Below are 16,036 nucleotides of genomic sequence, written 5' to 3' on the forward strand. Positions count from 1 at the left end.
ACAATCGGTATTATTTGGGATTTTTTGAATGGGTCGTTAGTCCTGAATGATATGATTTTGAGGCAAGGAGAGGGGCTTTGTACCTTTAATATCCCTTAAAATCGTCGCAGACCCTTGAATTCGTTTCCTATTTATTCATAACGGCTTCCTGCAATTAAAATGGTAGCAAACAAATTCCAATCTACACCTTCAAGATCAGCTAACATATTATCACAATCCTCAATCCATGATTCCATCCCACTTAGGAACTCTTCAAGGGACATATTCGCCCACTCTTTTTTATTTTGCTGATAATCCTTAATCAAATGAGAAATGAATTGAACCATATCCTCTCTACTCTCAACCGTACTCGCTCTCTCAAGAATATCCATGTGAAACTCCTCCCACTCCATGTCTTTATCTTCCATTTTATTATAGATGTTTTAACGGAGCTTGAAGAATTGGGGAATGAAAAAAGCCCGCTGGTGTGCAACGGACTTTCTGTCTCTTATGTGAGGGGGAACATCTGTCTAGTCAATAACAGGATTCGGGCTGTCACTATTCTCGTAGACGTTCCTTATTGAATAATCTCGGAAATTGCTTGCTTTTGCTCCAAAATCTCGCTTTGTACCTGTATCAGTTCTTTCAACAAATTAGCAGCCTCTTTCAAGGATGTCGCTGCTGGCTCCTTGTCACCAGCCTTGAATGCTTCTTTTGCTTCTTTCACTGTGTTTTTCTCATTTGCTTTCAATTCTTTTGCTTGCTCTTTGTTCTCTTTCTTTTCAGTGCGGATTGGCTTCAATTGTTGATTCATCTCTTTGAAGGACGCTTTTTTCTCTTTTACCTGGGTCAACTCTGTTTGGATATGCGCCAGTTTTTCTTCGATGGCGGTGTGGTTTGCGGCGATTTCTGCCTTGATGCTCGCTACCTTTTCTTTATTCTTTGCTTTCTTCGCTTCTTTCAATTCAGCAGACAGCGCCTTGTTCTCTTCGCGGAGTGGCTTTGTCTCTGCCAGCGCGCTTTTCACGGTTTCACGTACTTCTGGCGTCACATCGCCCCAAAGAATGTCCCATGCTTGTTTGTTAGTCTGGGTTTGAGCCTCTAGTTTATCTTGGAGAGCTTTTTGCTCTACTTGCAGTGCTTTTAGCGCTTGAACTTCAGGCAGGCTGCTCCACCCTGCTCCTTTTCCTTCTTTCTCCGCCGCAAAAGCTCCTACCGCACTCGTTGCCAACAAGCACGCTGCGACTACAGATACGGAAAGCATTTTTTTCATGTGTGAACACTCCCTGTCTCCTATTGTTTCTTGCAAATAAATCGTACCGTATGGGCGCCGGGAATGTACGGGATAACCTCGTGAAAAGTAAGGGGAAAGTGTGGGATTTGGGGAAAACGCAAAAAGCCCAGGGAAGGCCTGGGCGGGTCTGGATTGTTACTCAGAGAAAGCTATTTGATATAACTGTTCTTGGTGTTATCTAGTTTCACTTCCAGAATTCCTGCTATCATTTAGAGTACAACATTCTCGTCTATCATGATTCCACTCTTCATACAAAAGGTTAAATAGCAACATCCTGGAAGCCTACTTCCGTTACTTCTTCATTTAGAAGGCGAAGTCCTAAACCATTTTCTTCGACCCAAGTGTAATCGAAGAGTAATCCGATATCTCGCCCTTCAAAAATATCGCCATAGGGAACAACAATTACAAGCAAAACGACCCTTTCTAATAGTTGGTCTTGTGTTTCAATTAGGGGATAATCTTCCTAGTATTCAATATCATACCCGAGCTCATGCCGCTTTTGCATGTAGTAGTCGAGGATCGCTTGCAAAACACTCTGTTGTATGTGCTCCCAATTTTGCATGAGTGATTGATAAGCCATGTATTGTTCTTCATCAAATTTACCGCCTTCCTCACCCTTCACCGTGAGTGCTATCTCGGTTTCTTTCCCGCAAAAATGAATGGTCATGTGCTTTGACCAGACAAGAAAGTATGAAAGTTCACCAAAAACCGAATCATTTATGATCATGACACACTCTCCTTCCCTGCTGTTTTTCCTCATCATGAATTTCAGTGTAATACCGTACCTATTTGGTTTGAGTAATCCTCAAGCTCTTCTTATGTACCCAATCTCTTCTAGCACTTTGTACCATTCATCATCTTTAGAGCCAATGGTACCTATACTCCCTCCAGATTCAACTAACTTCAGCCCAATCTCGCTATATTGTTCCCCTAAAAGATAGTTTTCTAAAAAGTTAAGGAAGTCTCCATATGATTCCAAAACATAATTTTGATCGAGTGGATCTCCTAATAAACAAGCTACTTGACCATCTGCCTTATTAATAAATAGAGGGTATCTTTCAATTTTTCCTATACACATCCAATCACCGTCAAAGCTTTGCATGTCCTCTGCATAGAACTGAATAGTGTTAACTCTCCCTTGACCAAATATAATAATAACTCCTCCATTTACTATCTCATATGTATTTGTAATCACGTAGTAATCTTTCAAAATACTACAATCGGTATTTGTGAATTGTTTTGAAGTGGCACTTTTAACAATTTCAGCAAAGCTCAGATTGAATGGGTCATCACTTAATATCTCAGCAAGTTCATCGATTTTTTCGATTAACAATTCGGTCATAATTTTCACCTTTCATCAAGGTTCGATATTTCCTCTCAAAACTATAAAATAGCCCTCATTTTAGAAAAGGAATATCTAATCCTAATCCCATTCATTAAGTGGAAATTTTAGTAACTCATTACTGCATTTTGGGCATTTTTGTTTCGAAAAATCCCTTGTCCAAATCCTACAATAGATACACCTTTTGCCGTATAATTCCGGGTGTTGTTTATTTTCCTCATCCGCTTCTGGTTCGAGTATAGCAAATACTTTTTGTCTGGTTTTTTCGTATAAATGACTAACTTCAGGAGAAATATCATACGAATCAGTTGTTGGTTCCCATTCACACCCCTCTATTATTTGTACTGGTCTATCCAGATCTTCTTCTAATCTATCAAAGGATGTTCTAGGCCATTCATCAGTGTGAAATATTTCTTTCTCAATATTGTACCAATCTTCCCAACTAGATATTTTTTCTAAATCACTATTTAATTTATTTGTATCAATATTAATATTGAACATTTTATTCACCTACCTTGGTGTTGGTGGTTTCTTAGTTTTTTCAAATACATACTACGCTTCGGTCCTACAATTTCCTCTAGTTCCACAAGAACCTGGGTCAGGTTAGCGTTTTTTTGGTCGACCACATACCGTGTCCGCCTTCCGCCCCAAGTCCTCGAAGTGCGCACGCATTTGGCATCATAGGTGTCTCACTTCCCCTATCAATGCCCAATTGCCTATCAGTTGTACACAAACCTATGGCTGGAAGATACAAAAAAGGCTTATTCCAACTTAGTTAAAAAATTGGGATGGGCCTTTAATAATAAATTTTCGAAAACATGCTAGAAACAACTCTAACTAGCTAGCTAGTAACACCATTTTTTTCACAAATTATGTGTGATCAATGTGAACTCTATGTTGTCCGCATTTCAGACACTGAAACAAATATATTCCTGAATCATCACTTACTTGATCCAAAGTATCGACGCCATAATTTCTCTTAAGTGTTAATAATTCTTCATCTCGTAAATCAATCTTCATCGCTGATAGCTCACTTTTATTCACGTATCCAATAAAAGCACAAAATTCATCGCAGTGGCTTAGCCATTGTGGTTCCTGCCATGAAATGTAACCAGGGGTACGAAAGAGTAGCTCCTCTAGTTTATCATCTTCAAACTGTTCGACCTCATCGTATCCTATAAAATACATATACTCATTGGATTCGTCATCATAAGTCACAGACAACAACTTATCCTTATATTCCACGGCTGCCTGTAAGACACCATTATGTTGCTTAGTAGCAGTTCCTTCATAAATGCACCATGGGCAAACATTTTCAACTTCGTCTATTGAATAAAATGGTCCCATGTATATATATTCCGTTTCTTTATTACAAATACTGCATTTTTGTGCACGGACATTTTTGAATATTCCAATATCTTATGCACTTGGCTGATACTTAAATATTGGTAGGTTATTCATATAAAATACTCCTCCTAATTAGAAAAAACATATTTAGTATTCGATAAAGTACTAACGAGTATGAAATAGCCTTGCTAAGGTTAAAACCTTAACAAGGCTATATTAACTAACTATAACTTTTTTCCTAATCATCCATTCATAAGTATCAAGTTATCACTTTTTCTCTACCTATATAATCAAGAAATCCTCCTCAACATTCTCGTATTTTTCAAGTGATAGATTCACTAAAAATTCACTAAAGGACACAGCTATTTCTGGGAGACATTGTTCGATTAGAGAATAGGACAAAATAATAGGTTCATCATCGGCATAATTCTCGGCAACACCATCTGGCACAATTACGCACTCTACCAAATCTAAATCTTCATTATAAGAACAAAAAGCTTGATCTGCTATTACTACTCGCGGCTCATTATTATTCTCGGTATTTAAGTCGAGACATATAGCATGTCCTCCTATTGTAGTTGCAATTGTTAGAAGGCCAAATTTAATTAGATACATACTAGGTGATGCAGATGCGTTTTCTACTTTTAAAGATTCTAACGCTAATAGCCTTATTCCACCACTTAATGTGGGCAGATTATGAGGTTCATACTTACGGTAAAACTCAATCACTGTGTTATTTACTGTATAGTTTTTTAGCTCTTCTAGCGCATCTTGTTCGTAAAACATAGATGATTCACTATACGTTCCATATAGATCCATTAAGTAATTCAAATCCGCTAAATTGGCTTCCCTAAAAGCTCCTTTTACTTCATTAGAGTCCATTCCGTCTCTTATAAAATTCCTCTGGAAATTTGTAATAACCTGGATAAAGTCCATAAATATACTCCCTCCATCAACTATTCTTTGCCAAAAACACTACAATTCCGAATGTAAAGTCTGCTAATATCGAATACCTTTTGGTTTTACATAGGCTGTATAAATTGCTTTTGCCCAATCACCCTGTCCCATTTTCTCGTAGACGTTTCGATGGGCTTGCCAAACTTGTTCAGCGGTAGAATTTTTAATAGCCGCTCTTTCTGTTAATGAGCCTGTAATTTTTTTCAGTTCTTTTTGAATCGCATCATTAATATTTTTTCCAGCACCTACCAGTTTAGCTCCCCCCGATCCCCTATGGTGTAGAGGTGTAAGCGGAACTGAAATAATCTCACCTTTTGAAAGTCCGAATTTGTTTGCAAATTGTTTCGATAATAGGTGGTGTGCCTCAAATCCCATATTTTTCCCTGTCAAACCTGCTCCTTTAAGTCTAGCGTGTAGCTCATCATAAGAATAGTATGTCGCTGGATTACTACGTGCGTTTCCTTTACCTAATAAACTAAATTTTGAAGATGCTCTAGCCGCCTTACTCGCCGCAATATTATCCAGAACTCGCTGCCTATCTTCACACTTCATCAACCCCAACGGATCAATGAACCCAATCGGATCCCCATTCACATAAGCAAACCGGTTAAACGTCTGCCCGTCCGTCATGTCCCCTTGGAGCACATCTCGATTCAGGAACCGCTTCAATCCCGGATGGTAATACCGCGCCCGCATGTAGTACAACCCATTCGGATCGGTCATGACTCCATCTCGGCCGTTATAGCAAAACGGCTGTTTTGTCCTGCCCTCATGTGCTTCCAGCTCACCATACAAACCGTAGGTATAACGGTCTGTGACTCGACCATGCTCGTCGGTCAACAGGGTCGTGCTTCCGCGCGTATCCGCGTGATAGGACAAATAATCGCCTTGCGCATCCTCACGACCAATGAGGCCCAGTCCATATACATAATACGCTCTGGCGGTTCCACTTTCCTCCAGCTCCATAAGAACCTGAGTCAAATCGGCGTTTTGGTCAACCACATAACGTGTCGTCTTACCATTCCATGTCATGGAGGTGCGCACGTATTCGGCATCATAGGTGTAGCGAGCTTGTCCGGCACGGACGAGACGATTGCGTGCATCATACGCATACGGTTCTGGCTGAAGCTTGCCCGGTAGTAACAGAAGGTTGCCGTCCTCGTCGTACTGAACAGGTTGACCATCTACCGTATCCAACCGATTGTCCTTGGCGTATGTCATCGCCGTAGCAAGACTCGAAGCTGAATCCCCAATAGCGGTAATATTCCCGCCCTGGTCATAGGTATAGAGAATCTTTCGCCCTGCCATGGCTCCGCTCGTCAGACGCCGCAGGGCATCATAGGTATACTGCTTTTCTTCCTCTTGGATGATCTGCCCGAGCTCGTTGTACACAAACCGATATTGCTGGAGCATGACGCCTTGCGCATTTTGATCCCAAAGACGCAGAAGCTGTCCGGCTGCGTCATAGTGACGCTGCTCTACCGTACCGTTTGGTCGGTCTGTACGGATGAGGCGGTAATTTTCATCGTACGTGTACCTTGTGACACGACCTGCCCAGTCTGTGACCTTGGTCAATTGACCTGCGAGATCGTAGGAATAGTGAACCTTCTTGCCATCTGGATAGACGAGCGTTGCCAGTCTGCCTCCCGCATCGTAGGTGTACTGTAGCGTATTCCCATACTGATCTGTACTAGAGACGATTCGTCCCAAAAGATCGTAGGTACGACGCTTGGTGTCTTTTCCATCTTCTTTGACACTTACCACGCGACCCTCGGCGTCGAAAGTCCTGCGAACAGTCCCCGCTTCGTCCTGCTGTTCAATGAGCTGTCCGGCTGCATCGTAGCGGTAGTGCGTTTCCTGACCGCGCGCATTGGTCTTGTCGGTCAGCCATCCGCGCTTGTCATAGCGGTAGGTCGTTCCTTCTCCGGTAGCATTGCGTTCAGCTAAAAGCAAACCACTGGCATCGTAGGAGAGCATGGTGGCATTGCCATTGGCATCCGTATAGCTCGTTAGGCGGCCTTCTGCGTCGTATTGCTGCTTGTAGACGGCTGATTCGTTTTCCAATACCTCTGTCAGTCGTGCGGCTGCATCGTAGGAGAACTTATTCTTTTGTCCAGCCGCATTTGTTGTGGTAATGACTTGATGAAGCTTGTTGAATTGGTATTGGGTTGTTCGTCCGAGTCCGTCAATATGGGCAAGAATATTGCCTGCGCCATCATAGGTAAGACCGCTCACTTTCTGTCCGGTTGCATCATAGATAGCCAGTAAACGTCCCGCTGCATCGTATTCATAGCGCTGGGTGTTCCCCAAAGGATCGGTGACAGACGTCACTCTGCCCATGGCATCGCGTTCGAGACTGGTCTTCGCTCCGGTTGGATCTACCACCCCAACGATCTGCCATTCCTTGTCATATTCATAACGAGTGACTTCACCATAGACGTTCGTGATGGATTCTACTTTTTCTGTAATCGTATATCCGATCTTCGTCGATACTCCGCTCGGCGTAGTCTCCTCTACCCGACAATCCTGTGTATCGTAGGTGAAGGAATGCATCCTTCCAAGAGGATCTATGACACCAACAAGATTATCATTGGCATCGAATACCTGACGCAGCGCCCCCCCAAAAGCATCTGTAAAGGTTGTCATCCTACCTGTAGGGTCGAAGCCAACACGGAAGATACGCCCTTCTGGGTCTTGAGCGGAAACAAGCATTCCCTGTCCATCGTAATGATAAGTAGTTTTTGCTCCCGTAAAATCAATATAAGTGCTTCTTTGCCCGTGCTCGTTATACCCGATGGAAGAGGTGCAGCCATCTGGTCGAGTAATACTGACCAGCCGCTCGTGTTCATCATAGGCGTAGGTCGTGACTCCGCCTTCCGCGTCTTCTTCTGCTACCATGAGGTCATTTTCGTTGTACGTATAGGTCGTTGTATTGCCAAGAGGATCTGTCTCTTTTACCAGATTCCCGCGATGGTCATACGTGTAAGTGGTTGTTTCGCCCGCTCCGTTTGTTTCAGAAGTCGTTTGTCCCCACTCATTATAGGAGTATTTGGTGACCGTTCCATCCTTCTCGGTTTTCTCCAGCAATTGGCCATTGTCGTCATGGACCATAACCTCGACATGCCCATTTCCGTCTGTGAAGGTCGTGACCATCATGTCCGGGCGGCTCTCGGTATCATAGTGAATATAACCTGGGATGCCTGCCGCGTCTGTTTGGCAGATGATGCGTCCTTCCTCGTCAAACGTATTCGTATAGACGATGACGCCATCGGATGCCAGAGATTCCAGTTGGTCATTTCCTGTATAGGACAAGTCAGTGACAACACCATTGGGATTGGTGTAGCGAGTCATCCTGCGGTCGGCATCATACGAAAAGCGAAGGGAACGAGTCCCATCGGACAATGCTGACACCAAGCCATCCGCCCCATATTCCAGTGAAAACGCTCGACGACTCCGTTCTTCTGTCAAGCGATTCAGCCTGCCATGCTGGTCATAGCTAAAGAGCAGCGACATCCCGGCAGCTACCGTATGGCGAAGTGCTTGTCCATTTCTGGCAAAATCGTACGTCTCTCTCGTTTCCTTGACCCACAGCGTATAGCCGTCTTGTCTTTCCCGCAGTTCGTCAAAAAAGACGTCCGCATCACTGGACCGGTATAAGCCGTCCTGAACACGAGTAAAGGTATTGGCGCGGCCAGCATTCCACCAAACCGTAATTTCTTCGCGTGTCTCATCCAAGAATTCCAGACGCATTTCGTAATTGTGTGTCCATGCTTTTCCCAGTGCTCCCTCTTGCAAAAGCAGGGAGTTGTAATGCAGCTCAAACGTCCACGTCTCGGCTCCATACAGCTTGAGGGCAGGATGAACGATAAATTGCGCTCCGGTGCCTCCGTGGATAGGGTCTCGAAGGCAACTTTTCAGCTTCGCTTTTTTGATGTTCCGCTTTTTCAGCCTATCAGTGTTCTTATAAGTCACACGAACTTTTTTACGGCGCCCGGCAATTCCCGTTACGGTTGAGAAGACACCATCCGTCGCATAATCTAATACCTCAGATCCCGCCTCTTTTAGCACTTCCTTCACAATAGGTTTCTGCATGAACTTGCCGACCATGCTCTTCTTCAGCTTCTGCACAGCGGCAAGCTTGTCCATACTCTCCTGAATGTTCCGCGCAGCAGTAATGACCTTGCCTTTCACTGCGCTTGCTGCATTGGCCGTCGCCTTTACCGCTTTAGATACACCCAGTACTTTGTCTGCTGCCTTTACCGCTTTCGTTGCCTTGGTCATCGCTTTTGTTGCCTTCACTGCTTTCGTCGTCAGCTTTGCCGCAGTCACTGCCGTACCCGCACCTGGAATCGCAGCTGCAAGGGACATAGCGGCACCCGCATAATCGCCACGCGCGACAGATATCCCCGCATTGACGACGTCTGCTACTTCCCCGATGACAGGGATCATCCCCACGATATCGAGTCCAAGCTGTAAGCTATCGAGGAAGCCCCATCCAGAATCCTCTTCCTCCTGCTCCTCTTCAACGACTTCCTCTTCTTCCTCCTCCTGCGGCAAATCCTCCACAACCACAGGCGCCTTCGTCAGCCCAACCATCTCAATCTTCGGTGCTTGAAGATCCACTTCCCCGTCCAAAATCATGCTGCTGGTGCTGCACATGAGGTAGATCGCTTCTTTGGCCTTAATCTCAACCTTGGTGTCTGACGTAATCTCCATATCCTTTTCCGAGGAAAATACGATCGGATGCATGCTGTGAATCTCGATACCGTCCTCTTCATGCAGCTTGATAAAAATATTGCCTTCCTTGCTCTCCTTTGCAGTAAGAACGAGCTCCTTGCCGCCCATCATCAGCTCTTTGCCAAAGTTGGTTCCCCAGTACTTGATGCCGGGATTGCCCGTCTTCGCCGTGCTGCCTCCACCTTTTCGCACGGAGCTGACTGCCATGGCGCCTTCTTCATCTGGTGTGGAGAAGTACAGCTTGACGGAGTCACCCATTTGCGGCATGCAGTGAAAGCCGCTGTTGCCCTCTGCCGAATAGACCGTAGCATACGGGAACCAACTCGCCTCTGCCTTGGGCTGCTTCGGATCGATGTCGAGGTGGATTTTGACGGTGTCCTTCTGGATGTCGATGATCTTGCCTTCCAGAGCAGCGCCGCATATGTCATCGTTGCGGATAGGGTTTTGACGAATGCCTGCTTCGGGCATGAGCTGATAGGTGTGAATGAGAAGGGCATGGTCGATCCTTGTTGTTGATCCCGCGACGACCAGCTCTTTGCCTTGGTAGTTCACGCGGTCTCCGAGTTGGAGGACCTGTCCGCTTTCTACTTCATAGGTGAGAAAATCGTTTTCCGACATACCTGCCGCGTAGCCGTTTTCTGTCGTTTCCATATAGGGAGACAGCCTTTTGCTAATGGTGTAGCTGGCGTCTGTCAGTTGAGCAGTACGTCCCTCGGGCAAGCCGAACCAGAACTTGGGCGTATCTGCCACTGCCTCAGCGACGAGAATGGAACCAAAGCGAGAGGCCAATCGCTTTAAAAACTGCCAATCTGTCTCCTGATACTGGATGGCAATGGTCCCAAGCGGCGCTCCGTTCGAAGCATGGTCCAAATAATCCGAGCCGGGATAGTCCTTCGTGATTTCATCCAGCAGACTGACATACGTCATTTGTTTATGCTGAAAAGAGCGCATCTTGCGCTGTCCGTCCATTCGCTGCGTGTGCGAGACCGCTTCGAGCTCCAAATGGTACACGCCGTGAACAAAGTTGACACTGACGGAATCCACGAGTCCTTTGAACAGCGTCTTTGTAAGCGAACCGTTTTCCACCAAATTTAGCGCGACTGTATCCTCACTCGTCGCCATCTCAATGTAGCGGTCGCTTTTTTCCTCCGGGATGATACCGGTGACGAACAGTCTCGCGTGCTCATTGACTTTCTTCACGATTCTGACATCTTGTAGGCTTTGGATTTCAAAGGGTGAGACCAACTGAATATTCTCGTATCCAGCCAGCTTCTCTGTCGTATTCATACAATCCCCCTCACTATTGCTCCTGTCCGTCGTCTTCGATGCGTATGCAGCCTCCATATATGCACATGTTCGTGCTGGTGTTTAACAGGGCGGGATGGTTTTCCACGAGTACATCTGCTTTGCCATCGATCCAGGGCATGGTGACTACAGGAACGCATGGCATCGGCTTGAGTACGCCGTTGTTGGCAGCAGTAGCAGCCGCAACGGTTGGATTTTTCTCACATTTGCATTTGCCAAACGGCATGATATTTACTTGCGGCATATAGTCATTCACGTTCATCTGTGCCTGGTTGCGAATGTACACACCATGACTAAACGGCGTTTTCAGCTTGTTCTTCTGGCTCCCGTAATCGCACGAGAGAATCGCTCCTGCCACAACGTAGCTTTTCTTCGGAGCGGACGACGGTACAACATCAACATCTTCAATCATGGGCATGACTCATTCTCCTCCCTGCTTGCTCTGTTTTTTTCAAGCGGATACCGAAAAAGTCCCTGCGCAGCAAAGCTTCCGCCAGCCGCAAATCGATGATGATATACGGTTCACGAATCCCTTCGATTTGAAAAATCGTATGACGCCCAATTTTTTCTGGATCGAGAACCAGCCTTTTGAGTGAGCCGTCCCTGTGAAACTCGCTTTGCTCGGACAGACAGTTCACGCGAGGCAGGATCATCAGCCAGTACAAATCCTGCTTGATCCGCTCCCTGTCTACCAGCACGACGGATTTGACGAACAGCTTCGGTGCGAACTTGTGGATGATTGTCTTTAAGCGGTTGGAATAGAGCGGGATGGGTCTGTCGAGAAAATCCAGGTAGTCGTTCTCTTTCTTTTGCTTGATGTCGAACTGGATGACGGCCTCGTCTAACTCGTCCTGATAGTCTGGGGTGAGCCACTCCTGCCGGATGACGTCAAAAACGCCCGTTGGCTCTACTGCACTCGCGATTCGCTCGTCCTGTGACAAGATGAAATAATTCATACCTGACTCCCCTCTCGCCAAATGACATGTCGCTCCTGAAGCTCATCCAACAGAATGGACTCCCTGGCCTCCTCCGAGAATACGGCTCTCTCCAAAAGCGCGCCGCTAAAATTCGCGCCGGTCAAAATCGCATCTGTAAAGTCTGCGCCGCGCAGGTCGGCTCCGGTAAAATCAGTCCCGGTCAAGTCCGCCCCGACGAACAAGACGCCATCAAATCCGGGCATCTCCCACGCATCTGGCTCCAAAAGACCCCTTGGCCCGGAGGCTTCACGAAAGCTCGCGCCTAACAGATTTGCTCCAGTAAAATCCGCTCCATGAATGAGACTTTCTCCGAAATCAACCGCTTTTAGCTGGGCACGATGCCATCTCGTTCCGACCAAAACACTTTCGCGAAGGGTCGCTTTCGTTAGCTGACTGTCAGAGAGGTCCGAATAACGAAGATCAAGACCATCGAATTGTCCTTGTCCCAAATCGAGGCCAGCCAAAACCTTGTAGCCGTATTCCAGCTCTTGCTTTTCTTCCAGCCAAGTACGGATCATCCCGGAATCTTTGTGGCGAGTGTCCAGACAGTACACGATCTCGCTTTGATCGAGATATTCTCCGACACGCACCTCCAGCTCCGGCTCCTTGTCCACCTGTTGAAAGACTTCCAGCTGAACAGCCTGCACCATGGCATAACGGATTAAGTGAACGACATATTGATGAAACTTCTCTGCTTCCACGAGCTTGATCCGTTCGATATCGGGAAGTCTTACGTGTCCGGCATACGCTCTGGCAGCCTCGTTCCATTCGTCTACAAGCCGATCCAAAAAGTGGAATGCCCATCTCGCATCATAGCTGGTTTGACACTCTACCGGATCGAAAAACCAACTGCTGTCCGTAGCTTCCAGCAAATAATGACTGCTTCCAAGAAGAAGCTCCGTCCGCAGCATGGAATAGGTCAAGTGCGCCAGCTTGCGTTTTTCCCCTCGCTCCTGCATGTCAACGACTCGTCGGCAAATCTCTTCAAATGAACGGAGAAATTCTTTTGCAAGCCTCTCTTTATTCGCCTGATAGTAAGCATCCAAGGCATGCAGGCTGGCAATGGTTCTCTTCGGCACCTCGTGCTCCTTGAAATGCTGCAAGGCTTCCTCTCTCTCCATGCCAATCCCCCCTTCTTCTCACCTTTTTGCATACACCAAACACACGGTTACCCGCGTGGCAACCATGTGTGTCAATTGGTTTTGAGCTCCTGCCCGACGATGCTTGTATTTCCGTCCATTTTGATGTTGCTCTCTTTGCAGGTGAGACTGATCTCCTCTTTCGCAGAGATAATCACCTTCGTGGCAGAGTCCATCAGGATGTCCTTTTCGGAGACAACCTTGATATTTTTCTTGCTGAAAATCTGGATGCCGTCCGCGTCGGTCATGCGTATGAGGATTTCCCCATCCTTTGCGCTAAGCAATACCTCCGACGGGCTGAACATCAGTTCTTTCCCGTTGGCCGTACGGAAGTATTTGATATCGGGATTCCCGAGCTTGTTCGTTTCGCCCTCGTCTGAATTTTTCCGGACAGAGCTAATCGCAATCCCGTCACTCTCCTTGTTGCTCGGAAAATAGACACGGACGTAGTCATCGAGCTCCGGCATGCAATACCAACCGCTATTTCCTTCGGCCGTATAAACCGAGGAATACGGGAACCAGTGCGCTTCGCTTTTGCTCTGGCTCTCATCAATATCGAGATGGATTTTGACGTTGTCTTTTGAGACCTCAATGACTTTCCCCTGCACCGATGCCCCTACGATGAGCGAATTGTGGAGCGGCTTTTGGCTCATTCCTTTTTTGGACGCGAGTAAATACTTGTGCTTGAGCAAGCCTTTCTTCATCTCGGTATGGGCCTCATACACATATAGGCTCTTCCCTTTGAAATCCACACCGTTGCCCAAATCGAGCACGCGATCCGTCTCTACCTCGTAAAAGATGTAGTCATTTTCATCCACGCCCTTGACCCCGTTTTCCGAGGAATGGCGGAATTCATTCAAATTTTTGCGCACCCGGTAGTGAAAATCGTCGAGCTTACCCTTTGAAGCACCCTCTGGCACACCAAAGCTGAACTTCGGCTTTTCAAAAACGGATGCTGGCATCAGTCCAGTCTGAAAACGCGAAGCCAGCCGCTTGAGAAATTGCCAATCTGTCTCCTGATACTGCATGGTAAAGGAGCCCAGCTTCCCGCCATTGGAGGCCATGTCCATAATGTCCATGCCTGGGTATTCTCCTGCGATTGTTTTCAAAAGGGCACCGTAGGTCATGGCTTTGTTTTGAAACGAACGGCTCTTGCGCTTCACGTCCAAATTGTACGTAGGCGAGACAGCTTCGACGTACAAATAATACACGTCTCGTACGGCCTTGATGCCTATCTCCAGAACGATCCCCGCAAAAAGCGGCGTGGCGTTGCCGTCGTTATCCACCTGACTGATTTCGATCGGGGTCTGTGCTTCTGTCATTTCTACATAGCTGTCCTTCAATTCTTCTGGTACGATCCCCGTAAATGTCAGGCGAGCGTGCTCATTGATCTTTTTCGTAATCGTCAGTTCTACCAGATGCGTCAATTGATAAGGAGAAATTTGCAAATTGTTGTAGGCAATGACAGGAAGACTCATATTTTCCCTTCTCCCTTCCCATTTTCATCCGAATTGGTGGATACGAGCGACAAGGAATCCATGATTCCCCAGCCTACTGGCTTCCAATCTGTCAGCTCCTGCTCCGTGCAATTGAACGTGCAGAGAAGAGCGCGTCCCTGTAGCGAGACAAAGCTGATCAGGTTGTAAATGTCTGTATCCAATGCGGGTGCAACAAATTCGAAAAATCCGAAGCTGGTCCCGGCAATCTCTCGTATTCCTTCCTCCTGCCAACGAGCGAGCGGCTGTGTTCTCCGCAAAACCTGCTTCATGACATCCATGAAGGCTTTCAGCTGCGCAGGAGAATCCGTCAGCTTGCTCTCGGTATAGGTAAAAGCCAGGTTAATCGACGCTGTTTCATTTGTAAAAATCAGGGAAGGCCTACGTTCCGAGGGATACTTCAGAGCTGCTACTTCTGGACTCATGATGGAAAATGTCTTCGGGAGTCGAATCTGTACGAGATCGTCGAGGACGTGTTTGTCCTCCATGGGGATTCTCTCTTCACCGACTGTAATGAATGATTTGTTCACCACATCCAGTCGATTTTTGCCCTTTGGACCAAAACGTATTGCTGCTGGCTGTGCATCCTCACCGGAAAGCTCATTCAACATGCCGATAATGCTTTCATCCATGCGCGCCATTTCCATTCACCATCCTCTCGTTAATCAACAATAACCCGCTGACGCCCGCCTGTTTTCCACTCCGTTTTTGAGGACCTTCCGCCGCTCTTGGCGTCATCCAATATACGTGCGAGGTATTTGAGAATCTGCAGGTTCGTGTACTCGCGGTAACCCGTCCCAAGTCTATTGCCTATATAATGAAGAATGAGCCCCCGCTCTACTCTGTCCGCATTCAAGCACTGCATGGCAAAGGTGAGATCATACGGGTGATTGGTGACCGTTTTCAGCATTTCATTCGCAAAATACCGCAGGATGTAGGGGGCAAGTGTTGGCTCGTTTCTCCCGGCATGTTCGACATGCACGATATTCCACGTATTGAATTCGGTCGCCATATCGGATAAGTCCTGATAATCACCGCGAAGCCTTGCTCCTTGCTTGAGCTTGAAGCGCCCCAACTCCCTTTCATCAGGGCGTGACTCTAGCTCCTGATCGAGAACATACGATGTCTCGTAAACGTAATAGTCGGTCAGCGAAGTCTCCTCATGAAAGCGAATCTTGAGGACCGTCTCCATACCTGCGGCCTCATAAGAGACACGCTCTTCGCGGTCGAACAAGTAAATCCGTCCTTGATGCTTGATGATCCCTCTGCCGACAGTGAGGTGCCCTTCGCCTATCGTTACATCCATCCCGGAAATAATGCCGTCTGTATAATCCTGAAAGTATAAATCTACAAAATGCCGCGGGTAATCACGCAGATTCTCAAGCATCTCTCGCTTGAGAATTCGCCCTTTATGAAAATTGGGATAGAGATGGGAAAACACCGCTGTTCCCCCTTCCTGTTCA

At 46.6% G+C, this 16,036-nt stretch carries 13 protein-coding genes and 1 pseudogene; all 14 read right to left on the minus strand.

Going from position 1 to position 16,036, the window contains the following annotated elements; genetic code table 11:
• Positions 1–131: 131 nt before the first annotated feature.
• The 14 genes and pseudogenes from FO446_RS21755 to FO446_RS21820 all read right to left on the minus strand — a co-directional run bounded on the left by FO446_RS21755 (position 132) and on the right by FO446_RS21820 (position 16,014).
• Entirely contained in the window at positions 132–371 is a 240-nt protein-coding gene (locus tag FO446_RS21755; RefSeq protein WP_173610763.1) for a DUF7660 family protein, read from the minus strand.
• A gap of 185 nt (positions 372–556) precedes the next feature.
• Positions 557–1,252 carry a hypothetical protein gene (locus FO446_RS21760; protein WP_232774323.1) on the minus strand — a complete coding sequence of 232 codons (696 nt, stop codon included), beginning with the start codon at positions 1,250–1,252 and terminating at the stop codon, positions 557–559.
• Positions 1,253–1,532: 280 nt separating this feature from the next.
• Positions 1,533–2,000 (minus strand): annotated as a pseudogene (locus tag FO446_RS21765) (DUF6985 domain-containing protein).
• A gap of 78 nt (positions 2,001–2,078) precedes the next feature.
• Entirely contained in the window at positions 2,079–2,615 is a 537-nt protein-coding gene (locus FO446_RS21770) for a hypothetical protein (protein WP_237899016.1), read from the minus strand.
• Positions 2,616–2,696: 81 nt separating this feature from the next.
• Positions 2,697–3,116, minus strand: a complete 420-nt coding sequence (locus tag FO446_RS21775) for a hypothetical protein (RefSeq protein WP_237899018.1) — start codon at positions 3,114–3,116, stop codon at positions 2,697–2,699.
• Between the two features lie 369 nt (positions 3,117–3,485).
• Positions 3,486–4,031 (minus strand): CbrC family protein, encoded by a 546-nt coding sequence (locus FO446_RS21780; RefSeq protein ID WP_330873257.1) that lies wholly within the window; start codon positions 4,029–4,031, stop codon positions 3,486–3,488.
• 213 nt (positions 4,032–4,244) lie between these two features.
• Complete coding sequence (locus tag FO446_RS21785; protein WP_237899019.1) at positions 4,245–4,898, minus strand: hypothetical protein; 654 nt, start codon at positions 4,896–4,898, stop codon at positions 4,245–4,247.
• 63 nt (positions 4,899–4,961) lie between these two features.
• A complete protein-coding gene (locus FO446_RS21790; protein ID WP_237899021.1) occupies positions 4,962–10,943 on the minus strand; it encodes an RHS repeat-associated core domain-containing protein in 5,982 nt (1,993 codons plus the stop codon).
• 13 nt (positions 10,944–10,956) lie between these two features.
• On the minus strand, positions 10,957–11,379 hold the full coding sequence (locus tag FO446_RS21795) for a DUF4280 domain-containing protein (RefSeq protein WP_232774327.1): 423 nt from the start codon (positions 11,377–11,379) through the stop codon (positions 10,957–10,959).
• Positions 11,366–11,917, minus strand: coding sequence for an imm11 family protein (locus FO446_RS21800; RefSeq protein ID WP_237899023.1), 552 nt, complete (start codon positions 11,915–11,917; stop codon positions 11,366–11,368). The genes FO446_RS21795 and FO446_RS21800 overlap by 14 nt, the downstream gene beginning before the upstream one ends.
• Positions 11,914–13,059: a pentapeptide repeat-containing protein gene (locus FO446_RS21805; RefSeq protein WP_237899025.1), complete on the minus strand. Its 1,146-nt coding sequence runs from the start codon at positions 13,057–13,059 to the stop codon at positions 11,914–11,916. The genes FO446_RS21800 and FO446_RS21805 overlap by 4 nt, the downstream gene beginning before the upstream one ends.
• Before the next feature lie 71 nt (positions 13,060–13,130).
• Positions 13,131–14,555, minus strand: coding sequence for a contractile injection system protein, VgrG/Pvc8 family (locus FO446_RS21810; protein WP_199928349.1), 1,425 nt, complete (start codon positions 14,553–14,555; stop codon positions 13,131–13,133).
• On the minus strand, positions 14,552–15,220 hold the full coding sequence (locus tag FO446_RS21815; protein WP_237899027.1) for a hypothetical protein: 669 nt from the start codon (positions 15,218–15,220) through the stop codon (positions 14,552–14,554). The genes FO446_RS21810 and FO446_RS21815 overlap by 4 nt, the downstream gene beginning before the upstream one ends.
• Before the next feature lie 14 nt (positions 15,221–15,234).
• Positions 15,235–16,014 carry a DNA and RNA helicase gene (locus FO446_RS21820; protein WP_237899029.1) on the minus strand — a complete coding sequence of 260 codons (780 nt, stop codon included), beginning with the start codon at positions 16,012–16,014 and terminating at the stop codon, positions 15,235–15,237.
• Between the last annotated feature and the right edge of the window lie 22 nt (positions 16,015–16,036).

The organism is Brevibacillus brevis (assembly GCF_022026395.1).
GTDB lineage: Bacteria > Bacillota > Bacilli > Brevibacillales > Brevibacillaceae > Brevibacillus.

Bases quoted from the DNA above. Each gene is read 5' to 3' on its own strand.
- FO446_RS21755 (WP_173610763.1), bottom strand. From the start codon at position 371: ATGGATATTCTTGAGAGAGCGAGTACGGTTGAGAGTAGAGAGGATATG.
- FO446_RS21760 (WP_232774323.1), bottom strand. From the start codon at position 1,252: ATGAAAAAAATGCTTTCCGTATCTGTAGTCGCAGCGTGCTTGTTGGCA.
- FO446_RS21770 (WP_237899016.1), bottom strand. From the start codon at position 2,615: ATGACCGAATTGTTAATCGAAAAAATCGATGAACTTGCTGAGATATTA.
- FO446_RS21775 (WP_237899018.1), bottom strand. From the start codon at position 3,116: ATGTTCAATATTAATATTGATACAAATAAATTAAATAGTGATTTAGAA.
- FO446_RS21785 (WP_237899019.1), bottom strand. From the start codon at position 4,898: ATGGACTTTATCCAGGTTATTACAAATTTCCAGAGGAATTTTATAAGA.
- FO446_RS21790 (WP_237899021.1), bottom strand. From the start codon at position 10,943: ATGAATACGACAGAGAAGCTGGCTGGATACGAGAATATTCAGTTGGTC.
- FO446_RS21795 (WP_232774327.1), bottom strand. From the start codon at position 11,379: ATGCCCATGATTGAAGATGTTGATGTTGTACCGTCGTCCGCTCCGAAG.
- FO446_RS21800 (WP_237899023.1), bottom strand. From the start codon at position 11,917: ATGAATTATTTCATCTTGTCACAGGACGAGCGAATCGCGAGTGCAGTA.
- FO446_RS21805 (WP_237899025.1), bottom strand. From the start codon at position 13,059: ATGGAGAGAGAGGAAGCCTTGCAGCATTTCAAGGAGCACGAGGTGCCG.
- FO446_RS21810 (WP_199928349.1), bottom strand. From the start codon at position 14,555: ATGAGTCTTCCTGTCATTGCCTACAACAATTTGCAAATTTCTCCTTAT.
- FO446_RS21815 (WP_237899027.1), bottom strand. From the start codon at position 15,220: ATGGAAATGGCGCGCATGGATGAAAGCATTATCGGCATGTTGAATGAG.